This window comes from Brevundimonas sp. A19_0, assembly GCF_017744255.1.
Lineage (GTDB): Bacteria > Pseudomonadota > Alphaproteobacteria > Caulobacterales > Caulobacteraceae > Brevundimonas.
The window spans coordinates 105,000-123,329 of the sequence record NZ_JAGHQP010000003.1 but is presented as its reverse complement, the minus strand read 5'-3'; the positions used below and the strand labels follow the sequence as shown (position 1 = coordinate 123,329).

Sequence of the window (18,330 nt, the reverse complement as noted above, 5' to 3'; positions counted from 1 at the left end):
TCAGGCAGGATATGAAGATGCTCAATCGCACCCGTGCGCTGATTTCGCTTGCGGCCCTGGCCCTGGGTTCGGGTCTGGCCATGCCGGCCTTCGCCCAGGACACCCTGCCCGACGCTCTCCGTATGGCGTACCGCACGAACCCGACCCTGCTGGGCCAGCGGGCCAACCAGCGCGCGCTGGACGAATCGATCGTCCAGGCCCGGGCCGGCCTGCGCCCCTCGGTCGATATCAGCGCCTCAGCCGGTTACACCCAGAGCCGGACCGCCGGTGGGCCGCAGGAAGTCGACACCAATAACGACAGCATCCCGGACACCACGATCAATATCCCGTCGAACACCAACGACAGCACCTCGGGCAGCGCCAGCGTGGGCCTGTCGCAGACGCTCTATTCGGGCGGCCGTATCTCGCTGGGCATTTCCGCGACCGAGGCCAACATCCTGGCGGGCCGCGAGGACCTGCGCTCGGTCGAGCAACAGGTGCTGGCCACCGTCATCCAGGTCTATGCCGATGTGCTGCGCGACGAGGAGATCGTCCGCATCCGTCAGGAGAACCTGACCGTCCTGCAGCGTCAGCTGGACGAGGCCTCGGCCCGCTTCGAGGTGGGCGAGATCACCCGCACCGACGTCGCCCAGGCCGAAGCGCGCCTGGCCCAGTCCGAGGCCGATCTGGCCAATGCCCAGGCCCAGCTGTCGGTCAGCCGCGCCTCCTATGCCGCCATCGTGGGCGAGCAGCCGGGCCGTCTGGCGCCCCTGCCGCCCCTGCCGGGCGTGCCCAACGACTTTGACGTCGCGCTCGACATCGCGCTCGACGAAAACCCCAACATCCGCGCGGCCGAATATGCGCTGGCCGCCGCCGAGGCCAATGTGGCGCTGGCGCGGGCCGAATATATGCCGTCGGTGCGGGTCAACGCCTCCTACGGCGGTTCGACCAATGAGCTGTCGAGCTTCGACCTGGCCGATCGCACGACCTTCCAGGCCGGCGCCACCCTGTCGGTGCCGCTGTTCACCGGTGGCCTGAACCGCTCGCGGGTGGCCCAGGCGCTGGAGCGCGCCAATGCCGCCCAGATCAGCATCGAGGGCCAGCGCCGCAGCGTGCTGCAGTCGATCAGCTCGGCCTATGCGCAGCTGATCTCGGCCCGGTCGACCCTGCGCGCGGGTGAAGAGGCCGTCCGCGCCGCCACCGTCGCCGCCGAGGGCGTCCGTCAGGAGGCCCAGGTCGGCCTGCGGACCACGCTGGACGTGCTGAACGGCGAGCTGGAGCTGCGCTCGGCCCAGGTCGCGCTGGTGACCGCCCGCCGCAACGAATATGTCGCCATGGCCCAGCTGCTGCTGGCCATGGGCCGTCTGGACGTGAGCCTGCTGCTGCCCGGCGAGGACGTCTATGATCCGTCGGACAACTATGAGCGCGTGCGCAATCGCGGCGGTCTGCCGTGGGATGGCGTGATCGAAGCCATTGATCGCTTCGCCGCCCCGGGGATCCGGCCCGCGAACGACGCCGAGGATGCGCCCATCGACAGCCGTCTGAAGGGTGACACCATCCAGACGTCGCCGCGAAACTAGGTCCGGATTTTAACCCAACAGGCGAAAAAGGTCCGTTGATTCCGCGCCGCGTTGATGCGACGACAGGACACACGGGGACTGTTGCGGTCCCGTCCGCTGCCGCGCTTGCGCGACCCAGCGACCATGCCAGGGGTTAAGACACATGACTGATCCGACCGCCCAGGAACCGACGATGGAGGAGATCCTGGCGTCGATCCGCCGGATCATCTCGGAAGACGACGCGCCGGCCGAGACCGCGGCCGCTGCGCCTGAACCGGCGCCCGAGCCGACCCCGGCGCCTGAACCCGCGCCCCAGCCGGCCCCGGTTGCCGAGGCCGCCCCGGACCCTGAGCCCGAGCCCGCGCCCGGGCCTTCCGACGACGACGACGTGCTGGAGCTGACCCAGCGCTACGAGCCGCCGGCCGAGAGCCCGGCCGAGGACCCCCCCCCCGCAGAAGAGACGCTGGGCGATCTGGATATCGGCTCGGCCGACCCCTTCCCCGTCGACGAGGCCGCGCCCGAGCCGGCGCCGCAACCGGCGCCCGCCGCCCAGGCCCCGCAGCCTGCGGCCCCGGATGACGACGCCCTGGTCAGCGACGCGACGGCCGCCTCGGCCGCCGGTGCCTTTGCCGGTCTGGCCGCCGCCCTGCGTCCGGCACCCGCCGCGGCGTCCGGTGGTGCGAACAGCGCCGGCAGCAGCGCGACCATCGACGAACTGGTCCGCAGCCTGCTGAGCCCCATGCTGCGCGAAATGCTCAAGGAGTGGCTGGACGCCAACCTGCAAGGCATCGTCGAGGCCGAGGTACGCAAGGAAGTCGACCGCGTATCGCGGCTGAACGGTGCGCCCCGCTAGCCTCTGACCCTGACTTCGTCCTAAAGACTGAAGGGGGCGGCTCCGGCGGGGCCGCCCCCTTTTTCAATTCGTCGAAATGACCTTGGCTGATCTGCTCACCATCCTTGTCTATTTGCTCATGCTGTCGATGTTCCCTGCAGGGGCGGCTTGGCTGGTTATTTTCGTGATGGCCAACAGACGCAGGCGCGCCCTCATGAATGACGAAGCCTGGGGTGCATTCGCATCCGGAGCACAGGTACCCGCCGAACAGCGCGAGCCGCTTGATAATGATCCGAAGCTGCGACGCATGAAGCAGTGGAACATCGTCCTTTTTTGCTGGCCGCTGGTCGTCGTCATCATCGCCGCTGCGTACTTCAACTTCGTCCTTCCCCAAATTTCCTGACCGGCCCCCATCATGCTTGAGAAGAATTTCGAACCGCAAAGCGCCGAGCCCCGCCTGTACCAGGCGTGGGAAGAGAGCGGCCTGTTCGCCCCGAAGACAGAGGGCGCGGCCGAGGCCTATTCCATCGTCATTCCGCCGCCGAACGTGACGGGCTCGCTGCACATCGGCCATGCGCTGAACAACACCCTGCAGGACATCCTGGCCCGCTATCACCGGATGAAGGGCAAGGCAGTGCTGTGGCTGCCGGGCACGGACCACGCGGGCATCGCGACCCAGATGGTGGTCGAGCGCAAGCTGGCCGCCGAGGGCAATCAGGGGCGGCGCGACATGGGCCGTGAGGCCTTCATCGACAAGGTCTGGGAGTGGAAGGCCGAGTCGGGCGGCACCATCGTGCGCCAGCTGCGCCGGCTGGGCGCCTCGTGCGACTGGTCCCGCGAGCGCTTCACGCTGGACGAAGGGCTGAACGCCGCCGTCCGCAAGGTGTTCGTCCAGCTGTATCGCGACGGCCTGATCTATCGCGACAAGCGGCTGGTGAACTGGGACCCGCATTTCCAGACGGCCATCTCGGACCTCGAGGTCGAGCAGAAGGAGGTCGACGGCGCCTACTGGCATTTCGCCTATCCGCTGGCCGACGGCGTCACCTACGAGCACCCGGTCACCTTCGACGACGACGGCAAGGCGACGGAGTGGGAGACGCGCGATTACATCGTCGTCGCCACCACCCGGCCCGAGACCATGCTGGGCGACACCGGCGTGGCGGTGCACCCGGACGATGCGCGCTATGCCGGGCTGGTGGGCAAGGCCGTGGTCCTGCCGATCACCGGGCGCCGCGTCCCCATCGTCGCGGACGACTATGCCGACCCGAGCAAGGGATCGGGCGCGGTGAAGGTCACACCGGCGCACGACTTCAATGACTTCCAGGTCGGCAAGCGAGCCGGGCTCGCCACGCTCAACGTCATGGACTCGCTGGCCCGGATCACGGCGGCGGATTGTCCCGATGTGCCCGCCGACTATGAGGGCATGGACCGCTTTGCGGCGCGCAAGGCCATCGTCGCCCGCGCCGAGGAAGAGGGCTGGTTGAAGGCCATTGAGAAGACGAAACATATGGTCCCGCACGGCGACCGCTCGGGCGTGATCATCGAGCCGTGGCTGACGGACCAGTGGTACGTTGACGCCAAGACCCTGGCCCAGCCGGCCATTGCAGCGGTCGAGACGGGCAAGACCACCTTCGAGCCGGCCAGCTATTCCAAGATCTATTTCGAATGGCTGCGGAACATCGAGCCCTGGTGCATCTCGCGCCAGCTGTGGTGGGGTCACCGCATCCCGGCCTGGTACGACGCCGACGGTACCATCATCGTGGCCGAGACCGAGGAGGAGGCCCTCGCCCAGGCGGGCGGCAAGCCCCTGACGCAGGACGAGGATGTGCTGGACACTTGGTTCAGTTCGGCCCTGTGGCCGTTCTCGACCATGGGCTGGCCTGAGAAGACCGAGGATCTGGCGCGCTTCTATCCGACCTCGGACCTCGTCACTGCCGCCGACATCATCTTCTTCTGGGTCGCCCGGATGATGATGATGGGCCTGCACTTCATGGACGAGGTGCCCTTCCACCGCGTGATCATCAACGGTCTGGTCCGCGACGAGAAGGGCCAGAAGATGAGCAAATCCAAGGGCAATGTCATCGACCCGCTGGAGATCATCGACGATCTGGGCGCCGACCCGCTGCGCTTCACCATGGCCATCCTGTCGGGCACGCGCGACATCAAGCTGAGCCGTCAGCGGATCGAGGGCTATCGCAACTTCGGCACCAAGCTGTGGAATGCGGCGCGCTTCAGCCAGATGAACGGCTGCGCCCGGGTCGAGGGCTTTGACCCGGCGTCGGCCGAGGCCACCATCAACCGCTGGATCCGCGGCGAACTGGTCAAGGCCGAGCGCGAGGTGGCGTCGGCCATCGAGGGCGGCCGCTTCGACGATGCGGCGGGCGCGCTCTACCGCTTTGTCTGGAACGTGTTCTGCGACTGGTATCTGGAGCTGGCCAAGCCGGTGTTCCAGGGATCGGACGCGGCGGCGCGCGACGAGACGCGGGCCATGACCGCCTGGGTGCTGGACCAGACCATCAAGCTGATGCACCCGGTCATGCCCTTCATCACCGAAGAGCTGTGGGCCCAGACCGCCGACAATGGCGCGGCGCGGCGCGAGCCCTTGCTGATCGGCGCGGCCTGGCCTGATCTGGCCGACAGCCTGATCGACGCGGAAGCGGCGGCCGAGGTCAGCTGGCTGATCGAGACGGTCGAGGCGATCCGCTCGCTGAAGGGCGAGATGAATGTCGCCACCGCCCGCCCGCCGCTCAGCTTCATCGCGCCGGACGCCGCCACGACCGCCCGGGTCGAACGCTATCGCGATATCCTGATGACGCTGGCGCGCGTGTCCGAGGTGGCGGTGGTCGAGACCGCACCCGAAGGGGCCGTGACCTTCGTCGCGGGCGGTGCCAGCGCGGCCCTGACGCTGGCCGGTCTGGTCGACATCGCCGCCGAGCGTGCGCGCCTGACCAAGGAGATCGCCGCCTTTGACAGCGACATCGGCCACTTCGGCAAGAAGCTGAACAACCCGAACTTCGTCTCGCGCGCCGCGTCCGAGGTGGTTCAGGAGCAGCGCGACAAGCTGGCCGAGGCCGAAGCCGGCAAGGCGCGGCTGAAGGCTGCGTTGCAGAGGCTGGAAACGTTGTAGGCCTCCCCTCTCCCGTGGGAGAGGGGGTTGGGGGTGAGGGGCTAACCGTCGCCTTCGGCGTGAGCCGTCGCACCGGCCCTGCCACGGCTGTCGCCGAATGACACCGCCGCCCCTCATCCGGCGCTCACGCGCCACCTTCTCCCATCGGGAGAAGGAAAGAACTATTTGGGTCTCCTGCCCGGAAGGACGCCGCTCATGAGACTGGACCAGACCCTGGTCGCACGGGGCCTGTTCGACAGCCGCGCCCGCGCCCGCGCCGCCATCGAGGCGGGGGGTGTGACGGTCGACGGCCGGGTGGTGACCAAGGCCTCGCTGGCCGTCGCCGACGATGCCGTGATCACCGCCGAGGCGGCGCATCCCTTTGTCGGGCGCGGGGCGCTGAAGCTGGATCACGCGCTGACCCTGTGGCCGGTCGTGGTCGAGGGACGGAGCGTGCTGGATGTGGGGGCCTCGACCGGGGGCTTTACCGAGGTCTGCCTGATCCGGGGAGCGGCCCGGGTGCATGCGGTCGATGTCGGCCATGGCCAGTTGCACGACCGGATCGCGGCCGACCCGCGCGTGGTGGTGCTGGAGCGCACCGACGCCCGTGACCTGACGCCGGACCAGATTGACCCGGCGCCCGAGCTGATCGTCTGTGATGCCAGCTTCATCAGCCTGCTGAAGGTGCTGCCCGTGCCGCTGTCGCTGGCGGCGCCGGGGGCCGATCTGGTGGCCCTGGTCAAACCGCAGTTCGAGGCCGAGGACCGGAAGTCGGTCGGGCGCGGCGGGGTGGTGCGCGATCCCGACGTTCGCGAGGCGGCATTGGCGCGCGTCACGGCAGGCCTCGAGGCTCTGGGCTGGACCCTTCAGGCGACCGCCGAAAGCCCTGTCACCGGCGGCGACGGCAATGTCGAATATCTGCTGTGGGCGACAGGGCCCGCCTGAAAAGGGGTGGGATGAATTGAGGAGACGCCGCCGGTGGATTGCTCCTCCGGCGGCGTCCCTCCACGTCGTCGACAGACAGGGGGGCTGAAATTAGTCGACGACGCGATACTGTCCCCAGGCGTCGCGGCAGGCGCGGACGTAGCGCACCTCCTGACGGCCATCGGGAAGACGGATGACACTCTCGCTCAGGCGGCAGTCCTCGCCCCGGGCGCGGGTGTCGTAGCGACGATCGTCATAGCCGCGATCGTCGTAGCGGCGGTCTGGGTAGCCGCGATCCTCATAGCCATAGCGGTTGTCCGAATAGCCGTAGCTCCGGTCATAGGCGCGGCTGTCATAGCTGCGACTGTCGTAGGCCCGGTTGTCGTAGCCATAGCCGTTGCCATAGCCATCCGACGGGTAGGCCCGGCGCGGATCGCGGGCGGGGGCGCAGTCGGCGCTTCCGCCGCCCACACCGGCGCCGATCATGGCACCGACCACACCGCCCAGAACACTGCCTTCAGTGCGGCGGCCCCGGGCGCCCATCTGGGAGCCGGCGACGGCGCCGATCACGGCCCCGAAGGTGGCGCCGGCGGCCTGGCGCTGCTGGCGATCGGACTCACAGTACGCTTGCTGCGCATAGGGCTGGTCGTAACCGTACGACCGGTCGTAGCCGTAGCTCTGGGCCAGGGTCGGCGTGGCGGCCAGCAGGCCCCCGGCGGCCACGGCCGAGGCCAGAATACCGGCGCGGAAAGATGTCTTGCGCATGGTCGGCTCCTTGAAGTTCCCGGAGCCGTCTGGCCCCCTGTCACCCTCCTTGTAGGGGGGCGCGACTGAACGGCATTTGAGCGGGCTGTTCATCTTCGTTCAGGTTTGGGCGCGTTGCCCTCACGCCCGAAAGCTGCTTGGAGGCGGCATGCGTGAACGGCTGACGATTTCCCATGTGGGCGCCCAGGGCGACGGGGTGGCCCCCGGCCCGGTGTTTGTGCCCCTGACCCTCGCCGGCGAGGTCGTCGAGGCCGAGGTGCGCGACGGGCGTGCGGGCGACGTCACCCTTCTGACCCCCTCGCCCGAGCGGCGGGCGGCCCCCTGCCCCCATTTCGGCACCTGTGGCGGCTGCGCCCTGCAGCACTGGCAGAGCGAACCCTATCTGGCGTGGAAGGGCGAACAGGTTCGGCTGGCGCTGGGCCGGCAGGGTCTGGAGACCGAGCTCCGCCCCACGGTCGGCATCCCCCCGGCCACGCGACGACGGCTGGCGCTGCATGCCCGGCGGCTCGGCGACGGCGCGGTCGTGCTGGGGTTCAAGGCGAGGAAGTCCTGGTCGCTGGTGCCCATCGAGACCTGCGTGGTGTCGGACCCGCGTCTGGTCGAGGCCCTGCCCCGGCTGCGGCGGATCGCATCGGCGGTGCTGGATCACCCGAAGTCGGCCCCCACCCTGCATGTCACCCTGACTGAGACGGGTCTGGACGTCGACATCACCGGCGTCGAGCGGCGCTCGGGCGGGCTGTCGGGCGACCGGCGGATGGAGGCCATCCGCACCGCCGAGGCCGCCGACCTGGCACGGCTGAGCCTTGCGGGTGAGGTGCTGGCCATGCGCCGCGCGCCGCGCGTCCGCTTCGGCGGCGCCGAGGTGACCCTGCCGCCCGGCGGCTTCCTGCAGGCCGTGCCCGAGGCCGAGGCCGCCATGGTCGAGCGGGTGCTGGACGGGGTGAAGGGCGCGAAACGCATCGCCGACCTGTTCTGCGGGGCGGGCACCTTCACCTTCCCGCTGGCGTCGGTCGCCCCGGTACTGGCCGCCGACGCCGCCGAGGGCGGCATTGCCGCACTGAAGGCCGGGCGCGCGGGGCTGAAGGGCCTGTCGCCGATCGAGGCCGTGGCCCGCGACCTGTTCCGCCGCCCGCTGACGCCGCATGACCTGAAGGGCATCGACACCGTGGTGTTCGACCCGCCCCGCGCCGGCGCCCAGGCCCAGGTCGAGCAGATCGCGGCCTCGAAGGCCACCACCGTGGTCGGCGTGTCCTGTAATCCGGTGACCTTCGCGCGCGACGCCCGGGTGCTGGTCGACGCGGGCTTTAAGCTCGAAAAGGTCACGCCCGTCGACCAGTTCCTGTGGTCGGCCCACGTCGAACTGGTCGGCACCTTCCGGCGGTGAGGATCAGCCCGAGCGGGACAGGATGAAGAGGTTCCCGTAGATCACCAGCGGCATGAGCGGGATCATGAGCAGAAACGCCCACGGCTGCCCTGTTGCCCCGGTCAGCCAGGCAGCTGCGAAGAAGGCCGGGAGGATCACCAGCAGAGCCGCCGTCATGATCGCCCAGCCCTTCCAGTGCACCGGATAGCCGCGCCACCGCCTGAACCAGATCTCCAGCCCGGCGGCGTTGTGGGTGCGGACGGTCTCACCGAGCGCCGGACCGAACCGGTTGGCGGAGGCCTGACCCGCAGTATGGCTGAGATAGACAGCGCCCAGAGAAAAGGCCTGGATCATGATCACGAAACCACCAAACGCCAGGCCCACCGCCAGAAAGCCCGCATCCCGGGCCAGATAGGCGAACCACCCGAAGACGGCGGGCACACTCAGGGCGGCGGGCATGAGCAGCAGCCACCAGCCCGAGCGTCCATGGTCGTGCAGTCGGCGCACCATCAGGGTGACGTGGGAGGCGAAGACGACCGCCAGCGGCAGGAGGGACAGCAAGCTCCACTCCGGGGTGATCCGGGTCCAGCCATGGCTGTCATTGAGCGTGACCAGCGTCGCCCACGACACGACCAGGGCGACAAGGCTGACGATGAAGGCCAGCACAAGCCGGATACGGGCCCGGCGAAGATCACGAAGGCCCACCCGTCCCTGAAGGCTGAACAGCGCTGGCCTTTCCGGTGTCATGGCGGAAGCTTAGCCCGCCAATCGGCCTCAGGCCACGTCGAACAGGTCCATCTGGGGCCGGAACTCGGGCGGGACCCTGAAGCGGCTGAGGTCCAGCAGGGGATAGGGCTGGTCGAGGCCATAGCGTTTGGCCGCGGCGCGATAACGGGTGGCGATCAGCTGGGCGACGGGGCCGGTGCCCTTCATCCGCTGGGACCAGTCGGCGTCATAGTCCTTGCCGCCGCGCGTCTGGCGGATCAGCGACATGACGCGTTTTGCACGATCCGGCCGGGCATCCTCCAGCCATTCGCGGAACAGGTCCTTGATCTCGAGCGGCAGGCGCAGGGTGACATACATGGCGCGGGTCGCCCCCGCCTTCGCCGCCGCCTTCAGCACATCTTCCAGCTCATGGTCGTTCAGACCCGGGATGACGGGCGCAAAGCCGACGCCGACAGGCACGCCGGCATCGGACAGGCGTTTGATTGCCTCCAGCCGCTTCTCGGGGGTCGAGGCGCGCGGCTCCATCGCCCGGGCCAGCGACCGGTCGAGCGTGGTGATCGAGACGAACACCTGGGCCAGGTTCTCGCGCCCCATGGGGCCGAGGATGTCGAGGTCGCGGGTGACGCGGAACGACTTGGTGATCAGGCTGAAGGGCTGGTTGAAGCGCTGCATGACCTGCAGGAGGCTGCGGGTCGTTTGCCGCTCGTCCTCGACCGGCTGATAGGGGTCGGTGTTGCCGCCCACATGGATGCGTTTGCAGACATATTTCGGATGGGCCAGCTCCTGCTCCAGCAGGCGGGCGGCATCCGGCTTGACGAAGATCCGGCTCTCGAAATCCAGCCCCGGCGACATCCCCATCCAGGCGTGGGACGGCCGGGCGTAGCAATAGATGCAGCCGTGCTCGCAGCCCTTGTAGGGATTGATGGAGCGATCAAAGCCGACGTCCGGGCTGGTGTTCTTCGAGATGATGGTTTTGGGCCGCTCGATCAGCTGTTCGGTGCGCAGCGGGGCGACCTCGGCGTCATCATCGGTCCAGCCGTCGTCCATGGCCTCGGTCGTATTGGCCTCATACCGCCCGGTGGCATTGGAACGCGCGCCCCTGCCCCTGGGCGCCTTGCGGGCTGTCGCTTCGACCATGGCGGGATTATGGGGCGAAAGATGGAACAAAGCAAGAACTCGCATTTCGCCAAAACACCGTCTGAACCGTCTGGAATGCCGGCGGCGGAGAGAGTGTGCGGAACCAGACTCCCCTTTCTCCATAGGCCCAGCAGAGCCGCGCGGGGATTGGGGTTCGGGGCGGTGGACGGTGTGGAGTCCGGTGGCAGTACACCAGGGTGGACTCCATAAATTACCGTCTGAATAGTCTGAATAGTCTGAACGGTCTGAACAGGCTATAGCTGCTATCCGCACCCTCCCGAACGATCAAATGCCCTCCCTGTCGCTCAGATCGCATCCTGCCACAGCCCGCAGGGAGGGCGGGAAGAAAGCTGTGGTCAGGGAGCCACAGCGCGGAGGGGCTTTACGGTAGCACTGGGTTTGTCAGTCCCAGAGCCAGAGATTGGGGCTGTGACTCTTGAACCCGACTTTCTTGAGGATGGCCGCCAGCTGCCAGTCCAGCATGATCGGATTGTCCTCGCCGCCACCCAGGATGATTGCGGGCTCGAAATAGGCATCCTTGGCGCGGCGCAGGTAGAGAGCATCCCCTTCTGCGGCAAGTTCGGCGATGCGGGCTTCGTCACCCGCCGCATCCAGGAGGGCGAACTGGTTCTGTGCGGTGACCAAGGCCAGATGCTCGGCCTTGCGACGTCCCAATGCGGTCATCAGAGCTGGCAGTTGGTCGCGATAGGGTCGATCAAACAGCGCATCGCCCAGCAGGTCAGAGGCGGTCCGGGACGGCAGGTCCTGATTGATCCCGGTCGTCCCCTGCAACACTGGCAACGTTCGGTCCATCAGATACGCGATCGGCTGAGCGATCCAGAGATTAAGCTGGTCGATGTCGCGCGGTGTGGCGTTCAGTGCGATTGCCTCAGCAATGCCCTGTTCGATCGCGTTCAGTCCCGCGACAAACTCGGGCCGTGGATCTAAGTCTAAACGCCACTGCCTGATACCGATCTCCATGTGAGCCTGCATCCAGCCGCCGTAGTTCATCAGAAGGCCGTTGGTGTCATGCGCCAGCCGTCTTTGCGGCAGTGTTTTGCCGATTATCCCAATCAGGCGTCGGCTGGATTCAATCGCCCGATTTGCAAGGTCGCTACTGCTCATTTCCACGCTCCCAGCGACGCCAAGGAGTCCCGATCGGCTGACCGTCGAGGATGGCATGGCCACACCCGCACACAGAAACGGATGGGCCTGAGCGGGTCAGCCATACCGATACCTTCGCAGCAACTGGCGACCCCGGCAGGACTCCAACCTGCGACCTCGGCTTTAGGAAAGCCTTGCTCTATGCAGCTGAGCTACGGGGCCGTCGGGCGAGGACCTAGCGGGTCGCGCGAAACAGGGGAAGCGCCCGGACGATGTCGGCATCGAAAAACCTGCAGGATCACCGGCAGCGGCGCTTTCCGATTGTGGTTAATCGGCATTAAGATACAATATGTTGCGGTGAACAAACCCCGAATCGCGGGGTGTCAGTGATTCGGTCCTGATTCGTTTCGCGCTTGTTCCACCGGCCCTGCTCCGCGCGTTAATCGCCTGTCCCCGAGGCCCTGCCGCGATTATCCGGTTGAGTCCGGCCGCGACCCGCCCCACCTTTATCCGGTCATGAATGATCGCCCCACAGGTCAGTCGGCGGCCCGGGTCGTGGCGGTGCTGGGCCCGACCAATACCGGCAAGACCCATCTGGCGGTCGAGCGGATGCTGGGCCATGCCTCGGGCATGATCGGCCTGCCGCTGCGGCTGCTGGCGCGCGAGGTGTATGAGCGGATCGTGAAGCAGAGGGGCGCGGCCTCGGTCGCCCTGATCACGGGTGAGGAGAAGATCGTCCCCGAGCGGCCGCGCTATTTCGTCTCGACCGTCGAGGCCATGCCCATGGACCGGGCGGTGGACTTTGTCGCGGTGGACGAGATCCAGCTGGTGGCCGACCCGGAGCGCGGGCATCTGTTCACCCACCGGCTGCTGCATGCCCGGGGCCGGTTCGAGACCATGTTCCTCGGCGCCGGCACCATGGCGCCGCTGATCCGGCGGCTGGTGGACGATGTCGAGATTCGCGAGCGGGAGCGTCTGTCAGAGCTGAGCTATGCCGGGCCGTCCAAGCTGACGCGCCTGCCCAAGAGGTCGGCCGTCGTCGCCTTCTCGGCCGAGCAGGTCTATGCAATCGCCGAACTGTTGCGACGCCAGAGGGGCGGGGCGGCCGTGGTCATGGGCGCGCTCAGCCCCCGCACCCGCAACGCCCAGGTCGCCCTGTTCCAGTCGGGCGAGGTCGACTTTCTGGTGGCGACCGACGCCATCGGCATGGGGCTGAACATGGATGTCGACCATGTGGCCTTTGCCGGGCTGAAGAAGTTCGACGGGCGGCGCACCCGGCATCTGCACGCCCACGAGATCGGCCAGATCGCCGGGCGGGCCGGGCGCCATATGCGGAACGGCACCTTTGGCGTGACGGCCCAGGCGCAGGACCTCGACCCCGATCTGGTCGAACAGGTGGTGGAGCACCGGTTCGATCCTGTGCGGGCGGCGGAATGGCGGAATGCCCGGCTGGATTTTGACAGCCTGCCAGGCCTGATCCGCTCGCTGGAGACCCGGCCGGACCATCCGGGGCTGGTGCTTTCGGCGCCGGCGCTGGACGAGGTGCTGCTGAGGCGGGTGGCGCGCGAGGAGGATGTGCAGCGCATCGCCCGGTCGCGCGGCAGTCTGATGCGGCTGTGGGACTGCTGCCAGATGCCGGACTTCCAGAAGACCACGCCGGAGCAGCATTTCCAGCTGGTCATGCATCTGTTCGAGGCCCTGACCGGGCCGGGCGGTCGGGTGACCGAGGACTGGTTCGCCGGACGGTTCGCGGGGCTGGATCGCGACGACGGCCAGATCGACCGGATATCCGCGCGCCTCGCCGGAGTGCGGACGCTCAGCTACATCGCCAACCGGCCGGGCTGGCTGGAGGCCTCGGCTCACTGGCGCGAGCGCACCCGGGCGCTGGAGGACCGGCTGTCGGACGTGCTGCACGAGCGGCTGACCGCGCGCTTCGTCGACCGGCGCACCACGGTCCTGATGCAGGCGCTGAAAGACTATGGCGAGGCGGACACACAAGTCTCCGAGGATGGCGAGGTCTCGGTCGAGGGCCAGACCGTCGGGCGGCTGACCGGCATCACCTTTCAGGCCGAGGCCGGGGCCAGCGCGCTGGAGACCCGGGCGCTGGGCCGCGCCGCGCGGCAGGCGGTGGCGCCGGAGATCGAGCGGCGCCTGGGCCAGCTGGCGGCCGAACCGGACGAGGCCTTTGGCCTGACGCCCGAAGGCGCGCTGCTGTGGCGCGGCGCCTGGACAGGGCAGATCGATCCCGGTGGGGACTGGTTCGCCCCCCGCGTGCGGCTGTTGGGGGAGCTGGGTTCAGCGCCCGCGCGTGAACGGGCGCAGCGGCGGCTGGAGGCCTGGTTGGCGGGCGAGACAGGCCGGGCGCTGAAACCCCTGAAACGGCTGAAGACGGCGGTCGAGAGCGGCGCCCTGAAGGGATTGCCGCGCGGGCTGGCCTTCCGCCTGCTGGAGGCCGGCGGCGTCATCGACAGGGGCCAGGTGGAGCGCGATCTGGCCGCGCTCAGCCAGGCTGAACGCCGCACGCTGCGAACCTTCGGCGTGCGCATGGGGGCCCATTCCGTCTGGCTGCCGGCCCTGTTGAAGGCCCGCCCCCGCGCGGTCGCACAGGCGTTCACCGGCGGCCGGGCGTTCCGGGGGCGCAGCCAGGGCGTGACGCTGCTGCCGTCTCCTCCGCCGCCGCCGCGGAGGCTGTCGGCCTTCGGTCTGCGCGCGGTCGGACGCTACGTCGCCCCGGTCGAATTGCTGGAGACGATGGCGGAACGGCGGGCGGCCGGAAAGGGCACGCTGTCCGAGGAAGACCTGCAGGCCCTTGGAATGACCCTCGGCGAGGCCAATGGCCTGATTGCAGCCCTGAAGACGACCCGCGCGCGTCAGCCCGACCGACCGGGAAAGACTCCGAAGCCGGTAAAGGACTCTCCGTTTGCAGTCCTGCGGGCGTTGGCCGCGCCGCTGAAGCCTGCGGCGCCACCCCGACGGAAGCGCGGGGGCGGCAAGGTCCGGGACAAGGCGCGCAAGGCCTAGTTGCGGCTCGGCGACACGGGGATGGGCGGAGGACCGGCCGGGGGCGGAGCAGGCACAGGAGCGCCGCCGGGACACAGGTCCCGATAGAGGGTCTCATGGCCGCCCTCCCCCTGATAGATCGGTTCGGCCTTGCGGCGGTCTTCGGGTGCCTCGACGCTTTGCACGACTACACCCGCCGCGTCATAGGAGCGGGCGGCGGTGAGCGTCAGGGTCTGGGCACGACAGTCCAGAAGGGCATCGGCCTCCATGGCGGCCACCTCCCCCTCTTCAGGCAGGGTGATGCGATAGGTCAGCTGCACCGCGTCGCCCGTGCGCTGGACGGACCCGTCGTCGAGCGCAAAATCATAGGTCCCGTCTGAGTAGAGGGTCCGCCAGTCCCGGGCGTCCTGCGCCATGGCGGCACCCGACCCCAGGACGATGAGGGCCGCCGTGCAAATGGCCAGACGCATGATAATCTCCCTAGCGATACACCCCAGTTGAGACATCGCGTGCCTCCTTTGTCCATGCCCGGCCCCGCCCCGTCAGCTCCCGACAGCCGTCCCGGCCGGAGCCCCTGCGCTTGAGCGGCACGGAAGAGGCCTGTCGCCTCGACGTCTGGCTGTGGCGGGCGCGGTTCGCACCGACCCGGTCGGAGGCGGCGGCCCGCATCGAGGCGGGTCGGGTGCGTTTGACCCGGGCGGGCGCCCAGACCCGCATGTCCAAACCCGGCTTTCGCGTCCGACAGGGCGATGTGCTGTTGCTGATGCGCGGGGCGGATCTGGTCGAGGTGCGGATCCTCGCCTTCGGCAAAAGAAGAGGCCCCCCGGCAGAGGCCGCAGGCCTTTACGAGGCGGTATGAGCCGGACGGGGTGCGCGCTCCGGCCCCTGCGGTGGTTGACTTGAGGCCCGCTTGGGGCCATCTGCCCCGTCCGGCCCCGCCCGATATCCGACCCCGGTTTCATCCATGACCTACATCGTCACCGACGCCTGCGTCCGCTGCAAATTCATGGACTGCGTCGAGGTGTGCCCGGTCGACTGCTTCTATGAGGGCGAGAACTTCCTCGTCATCGCGCCGGACGAGTGCATCGACTGCGGCGTGTGCGAGCCCGAGTGCCCGGTCGACGCCATCAAGCCCGACACCGAGGACGAGCCGGACGGCAAATGGCTTCAGGTCAATGCCGAATACGCAAAGGTCTGGCCGAACATCACGGTGAAGGGCGCGCCGCCCGCCGACGCTGAAGAGTTCGAGCGAGAGACCGGAAAGTTCGAAAAATACTTCTCGGAAAAGCCCGGCAAGGGCTCCTGAGCGGCCTTTTGCGCACGACGCAGCCGGGGTTCGGCCCCATTGCGGTCACAATATGCCCCGCGCCCATGGTCATGCTTGGGGATATTTTGAAATTACCGCTTTTTGTGATAGATTGATCTCATTCGGTCGGATGGCCCGCGAGGGTTCTCGCACCATCCGGATTGACGACAGAACCCCGACATAAACCGGGGCGGCCAGAGGTTTGGTGATCCATTTCCGCATCTGAGATCGACAGCGCGCCGGCGCCTGCCCTGCCGGTCCGATCCGTCGTCTTCGATGCCGAGGTGAATTGCGACGTCTGCGTCCGTGAAAGGAAATGACATGACGAGCAAGAGTGGTCTTGAATTCAAGGTTGGCGACGCGGTCGTCTATCCGGCTCACGGTGTCGGCAAGGTGGCCGCTGTCGAGACCCAGGAAGTCGCCGGCATGACGCTGGAAGTCTATGTCGTGACCTTCGACCACGAGAAGATGACCCTGCGCGTCCCGACCAACAAGGCCAAGACCGCCGGCCTGCGCTCGCTGGCCGCCGAGGATGTGGTGACCCGCGCCCTGACCACGCTGAAGGGCCGCGCCCGCATCAAGCGCACCATGTGGTCGCGCCGCGCCCAGGAGTATGAGGCCAAGATCAACTCGGGCGACCTGATCTCGATCGCCGAAGTGGTGCGTGACCTGCACCGCGCCGACACCCAGCCGGAACAGTCCTATTCGGAGCGTCAGCTGTACGAATCGGCCCTCGACCGCATGGCCCGCGAAGTCGCCGCCGCCAACCGTATCGACAAGGAGGCCGCCGTCGAGCTGCTGGCCAAGTCGCTGAGCGCCAAGAAGGCCCCGCCGGCCCCGGCCGCCGAAGCGGCCTGAGCCCGCTGACAGGCTTATGAGACAAGAGGCCCCGGAGCGATCCGGGGCCTTTTTTCGTGCGCGCCTCAGCCGTTCTCGAGCGATTCCAGCCAGGCGATCAGGTCGCGGATCTCGTCCGGCGACAGTTCGACGGCGGGCATGGCGGGGTGGGTGGTGACCAGGCCCTCGGCCAGCGATTCCTGCAGGAAGGTCACGGGATAGCGCTCGTGCAGGGTGCGGAAGGGCGGCGCCTCGGCCATGGGGCTGGCCCCGGTGAGGCCCACCGCATGGCAGGCCGCGCAGCGCTCGCGGGCCAGGGCCTCGCCGCGCAGGGCCGCGGCGGGGTCGGCGCGGGGGGCCTCCGGTTCGGGATCGGGAGCGGTCGAGCAGCCGAACAGCAGCAGGGACGCGGCCAGGCCGGCGGTGAGGGTCATGCGCATGTCGGACATCCTTCGAGGCGTTTGGCATAGGACCACACCAGCCTCGCCCCGCCCTTGACGTGGATCAAGGTCGGATGCGGGACGTTCAGCAAGATAACCCTTGATCGCGACGACGACCTGCCCCGCCGGGGCGGGCATCCTGCAGGAGAATGCCATGACCTCGACCCTGACCCACATCCGCCTGGAACTGGCGCGCGAGCCGGGCGCCCCGGCCGGCAATCCGCAGGACGGCTGGGACATTGTGGCAGTGCTGGATTCGGAGGGACGGCTGGACGGCGAGGGCTGTCGCGCCCAGGCCGACCGCCTGCATGTGCGCCGCTTCGAGGACGACCAGACCGTCGCCACCGGCACCCTGCGTCACGGGGCCGGCGGCCGATGGATTCTGGATCTGGCGCCCGAGGACGAGCCCGACGCCACGGGCTTCCGCTTCGGCGAGGAGCGGTTCGTGGCCGGGGAGTACGTCAGCCTGATCGATGCCGACGGCGAGGCCCACCCCTATGTGGTGGCAAAGGCCTCGCCGCTCTGATCAGAAGTATTCGGCGCCCGCCGGGCAGGTGCCGCTGATGCGGCGGGCCGTGATGCTGGCGGGAATATAGGGGGTGCCGCGCGCAAGCTGGGCGCCCCCGCTGAAGCGGAAGCTCTCGGCGTCATAAGGCCCGTTCAGGCGCACGCGGACCGTGCGGTCCTTGTGATCCCGACAGGTGCCCTCGAAGCGCGCCTGTCCGTTGCCGACTTCCTTGACCGGATAGGTACAGGACCAGCGGCGCGTCGACAGTCCGCCGAAGAAGCGGTTGATCTCGCTCTGGCGCACGCATTTGGTCTCGGTCTCGCCGACGCCCAGCACGCGGGTGCTGTATTCCCAGTAGCCCGGCAGCGGGGTGCCGGAGGCCTGGGGCGAGGTCGCCGACGACGGCACCGTCATCAGCATACCCAGCGCCAGCGCGCCACCCGCGACGGGGAGTGCACGGGTGAGGAAACGGGTGCGGCCTTGTCTGTTCGTCATGTCAGCCCTCTCTGAAAGGTCAGGGATCGATATATGCCCTGATTATGTGGCGGCAATTGAACCGGGGCTGAACGGCCTGTAATTGTGCGGTCAGCCTTGGCCGGAAGAGGGGCATGCACGCCGGTCGGATCGGGCACCGCCCGGCCTTGACGCGCGGCCCCCTCCTCCTCTATACGACCGCCTCTCGCGCGGGACAGGGTTTCGCGTGCATCCGTTTTTCGTGCCTGACGTCGTTGATGCCGGGCGCCC

At 68.1% G+C, this 18,330-nt stretch carries 18 protein-coding genes and 1 tRNA gene; 11 read left to right on the top strand and 8 right to left on the bottom strand.

Annotated elements, in window-relative coordinates:
- The first annotated feature begins 17 nt into the window (after positions 1-17).
- The 5 genes from J7346_RS04785 (at position 18) to J7346_RS04765 (ending at position 6,421) form a co-directional block, all read left to right on the top strand.
- Positions 18-1,559: a TolC family outer membrane protein gene (locus J7346_RS04785; RefSeq protein ID WP_209118304.1), complete on the top strand. Its 1,542-nt coding sequence runs from the start codon at positions 18-20 to the stop codon at positions 1,557-1,559.
- A 142-nt stretch (positions 1,560-1,701) separates the two neighbouring features.
- Positions 1,702-2,391 carry a DUF2497 domain-containing protein gene (locus J7346_RS04780; protein WP_209118302.1) on the top strand — a complete coding sequence of 230 codons (690 nt, stop codon included), beginning with the start codon at positions 1,702-1,704 and terminating at the stop codon, positions 2,389-2,391.
- A gap of 82 nt (positions 2,392-2,473) precedes the next feature.
- Positions 2,474-2,773 (top strand): hypothetical protein, encoded by a 300-nt coding sequence (locus J7346_RS04775; protein WP_209118300.1) that lies wholly within the window; start codon positions 2,474-2,476, stop codon positions 2,771-2,773.
- 12 nt (positions 2,774-2,785) lie between these two features.
- Positions 2,786-5,497, top strand: a complete 2,712-nt coding sequence (locus J7346_RS04770; protein WP_209118298.1) for a valine--tRNA ligase — start codon at positions 2,786-2,788, stop codon at positions 5,495-5,497.
- A 195-nt stretch (positions 5,498-5,692) separates the two neighbouring features.
- Positions 5,693-6,421, top strand: a complete 729-nt coding sequence (locus J7346_RS04765; protein ID WP_209118296.1) for a TlyA family RNA methyltransferase — start codon at positions 5,693-5,695, stop codon at positions 6,419-6,421.
- Between the two features lie 90 nt (positions 6,422-6,511).
- Here J7346_RS04765 and J7346_RS04760 read toward each other — a convergent pair whose 3' ends face one another.
- Positions 6,512-7,165 (bottom strand): hypothetical protein, encoded by a 654-nt coding sequence (locus J7346_RS04760; RefSeq protein WP_209118294.1) that lies wholly within the window; start codon positions 7,163-7,165, stop codon positions 6,512-6,514.
- 148 nt (positions 7,166-7,313) lie between these two features.
- On the opposite strand from J7346_RS04760, the gene J7346_RS04755 reads away from it, so the two are divergent.
- Positions 7,314-8,549 (top strand): class I SAM-dependent RNA methyltransferase, encoded by a 1,236-nt coding sequence (locus J7346_RS04755; protein WP_209118292.1) that lies wholly within the window; start codon positions 7,314-7,316, stop codon positions 8,547-8,549.
- A gap of 3 nt (positions 8,550-8,552) precedes the next feature.
- On the opposite strand, the gene J7346_RS04750 is transcribed toward J7346_RS04755, so the two are convergent.
- The 4 genes from J7346_RS04750 to J7346_RS04735 form a co-directional block, all read right to left on the bottom strand.
- Positions 8,553-9,275 (bottom strand): DUF805 domain-containing protein, encoded by a 723-nt coding sequence (locus tag J7346_RS04750; RefSeq protein ID WP_245157658.1) that lies wholly within the window; start codon positions 9,273-9,275, stop codon positions 8,553-8,555.
- A 27-nt stretch (positions 9,276-9,302) separates the two neighbouring features.
- Positions 9,303-10,391, bottom strand: a complete 1,089-nt coding sequence (locus J7346_RS04745) for a PA0069 family radical SAM protein (RefSeq protein WP_209118288.1) — start codon at positions 10,389-10,391, stop codon at positions 9,303-9,305.
- Positions 10,392-10,793: 402 nt separating this feature from the next.
- A complete protein-coding gene (locus J7346_RS04740) occupies positions 10,794-11,516 on the bottom strand; it encodes a hypothetical protein (protein ID WP_209118286.1) in 723 nt (240 codons plus the stop codon).
- Between the two features lie 124 nt (positions 11,517-11,640).
- Positions 11,641-11,717 (bottom strand) — tRNA-Arg (locus J7346_RS04735).
- 294 nt (positions 11,718-12,011) lie between these two features.
- Between J7346_RS04735 and J7346_RS04730 the strand changes: the two genes are divergently transcribed.
- Positions 12,012-14,516: a helicase-related protein gene (locus J7346_RS04730; RefSeq protein ID WP_209118284.1), complete on the top strand. Its 2,505-nt coding sequence runs from the start codon at positions 12,012-12,014 to the stop codon at positions 14,514-14,516.
- Here the strand turns inward: J7346_RS04730 and J7346_RS04725 are convergent.
- Positions 14,513-14,965, bottom strand: a complete 453-nt coding sequence (locus J7346_RS04725; protein WP_209118282.1) for a hypothetical protein — start codon at positions 14,963-14,965, stop codon at positions 14,513-14,515. The genes J7346_RS04730 and J7346_RS04725 overlap by 4 nt on opposite strands.
- Positions 14,966-15,075: 110 nt before the next feature.
- On the opposite strand from J7346_RS04725, the gene J7346_RS04720 reads away from it, so the two are divergent.
- The 3 genes from J7346_RS04720 (at position 15,076) to J7346_RS04710 (ending at position 16,659) form a co-directional block, all read left to right on the top strand.
- The gene (locus J7346_RS04720; RefSeq protein ID WP_245157657.1) at positions 15,076-15,354 is read left to right on the top strand and encodes a S4 domain-containing protein; all 279 of its coding nucleotides are present in this window, start codon (positions 15,076-15,078) and stop codon (positions 15,352-15,354) included.
- 105 nt (positions 15,355-15,459) lie between these two features.
- The gene (gene fdxA, locus J7346_RS04715; protein WP_209118280.1) at positions 15,460-15,801 is read left to right on the top strand and encodes a ferredoxin FdxA; all 342 of its coding nucleotides are present in this window, start codon (positions 15,460-15,462) and stop codon (positions 15,799-15,801) included.
- 321 nt (positions 15,802-16,122) lie between these two features.
- A complete protein-coding gene (locus J7346_RS04710) occupies positions 16,123-16,659 on the top strand; it encodes a CarD family transcriptional regulator (protein WP_209118278.1) in 537 nt (178 codons plus the stop codon).
- A 65-nt stretch (positions 16,660-16,724) separates the two neighbouring features.
- Here J7346_RS04710 and J7346_RS04705 read toward each other — a convergent pair whose 3' ends face one another.
- Positions 16,725-17,078: a c-type cytochrome gene (locus J7346_RS04705; RefSeq protein WP_209118277.1), complete on the bottom strand. Its 354-nt coding sequence runs from the start codon at positions 17,076-17,078 to the stop codon at positions 16,725-16,727.
- A gap of 100 nt (positions 17,079-17,178) precedes the next feature.
- Between J7346_RS04705 and J7346_RS04700 the strand changes: the two genes are divergently transcribed.
- Positions 17,179-17,604, top strand: coding sequence for a hypothetical protein (locus J7346_RS04700; protein ID WP_245157656.1), 426 nt, complete (start codon positions 17,179-17,181; stop codon positions 17,602-17,604).
- On the opposite strand, the gene J7346_RS04695 is transcribed toward J7346_RS04700, so the two are convergent.
- Positions 17,605-18,081: a DUF3617 family protein gene (locus J7346_RS04695; protein ID WP_209118275.1), complete on the bottom strand. Its 477-nt coding sequence runs from the start codon at positions 18,079-18,081 to the stop codon at positions 17,605-17,607. It abuts the gene before it with no gap.
- Positions 18,082-18,330 lie beyond the last annotated feature (249 nt).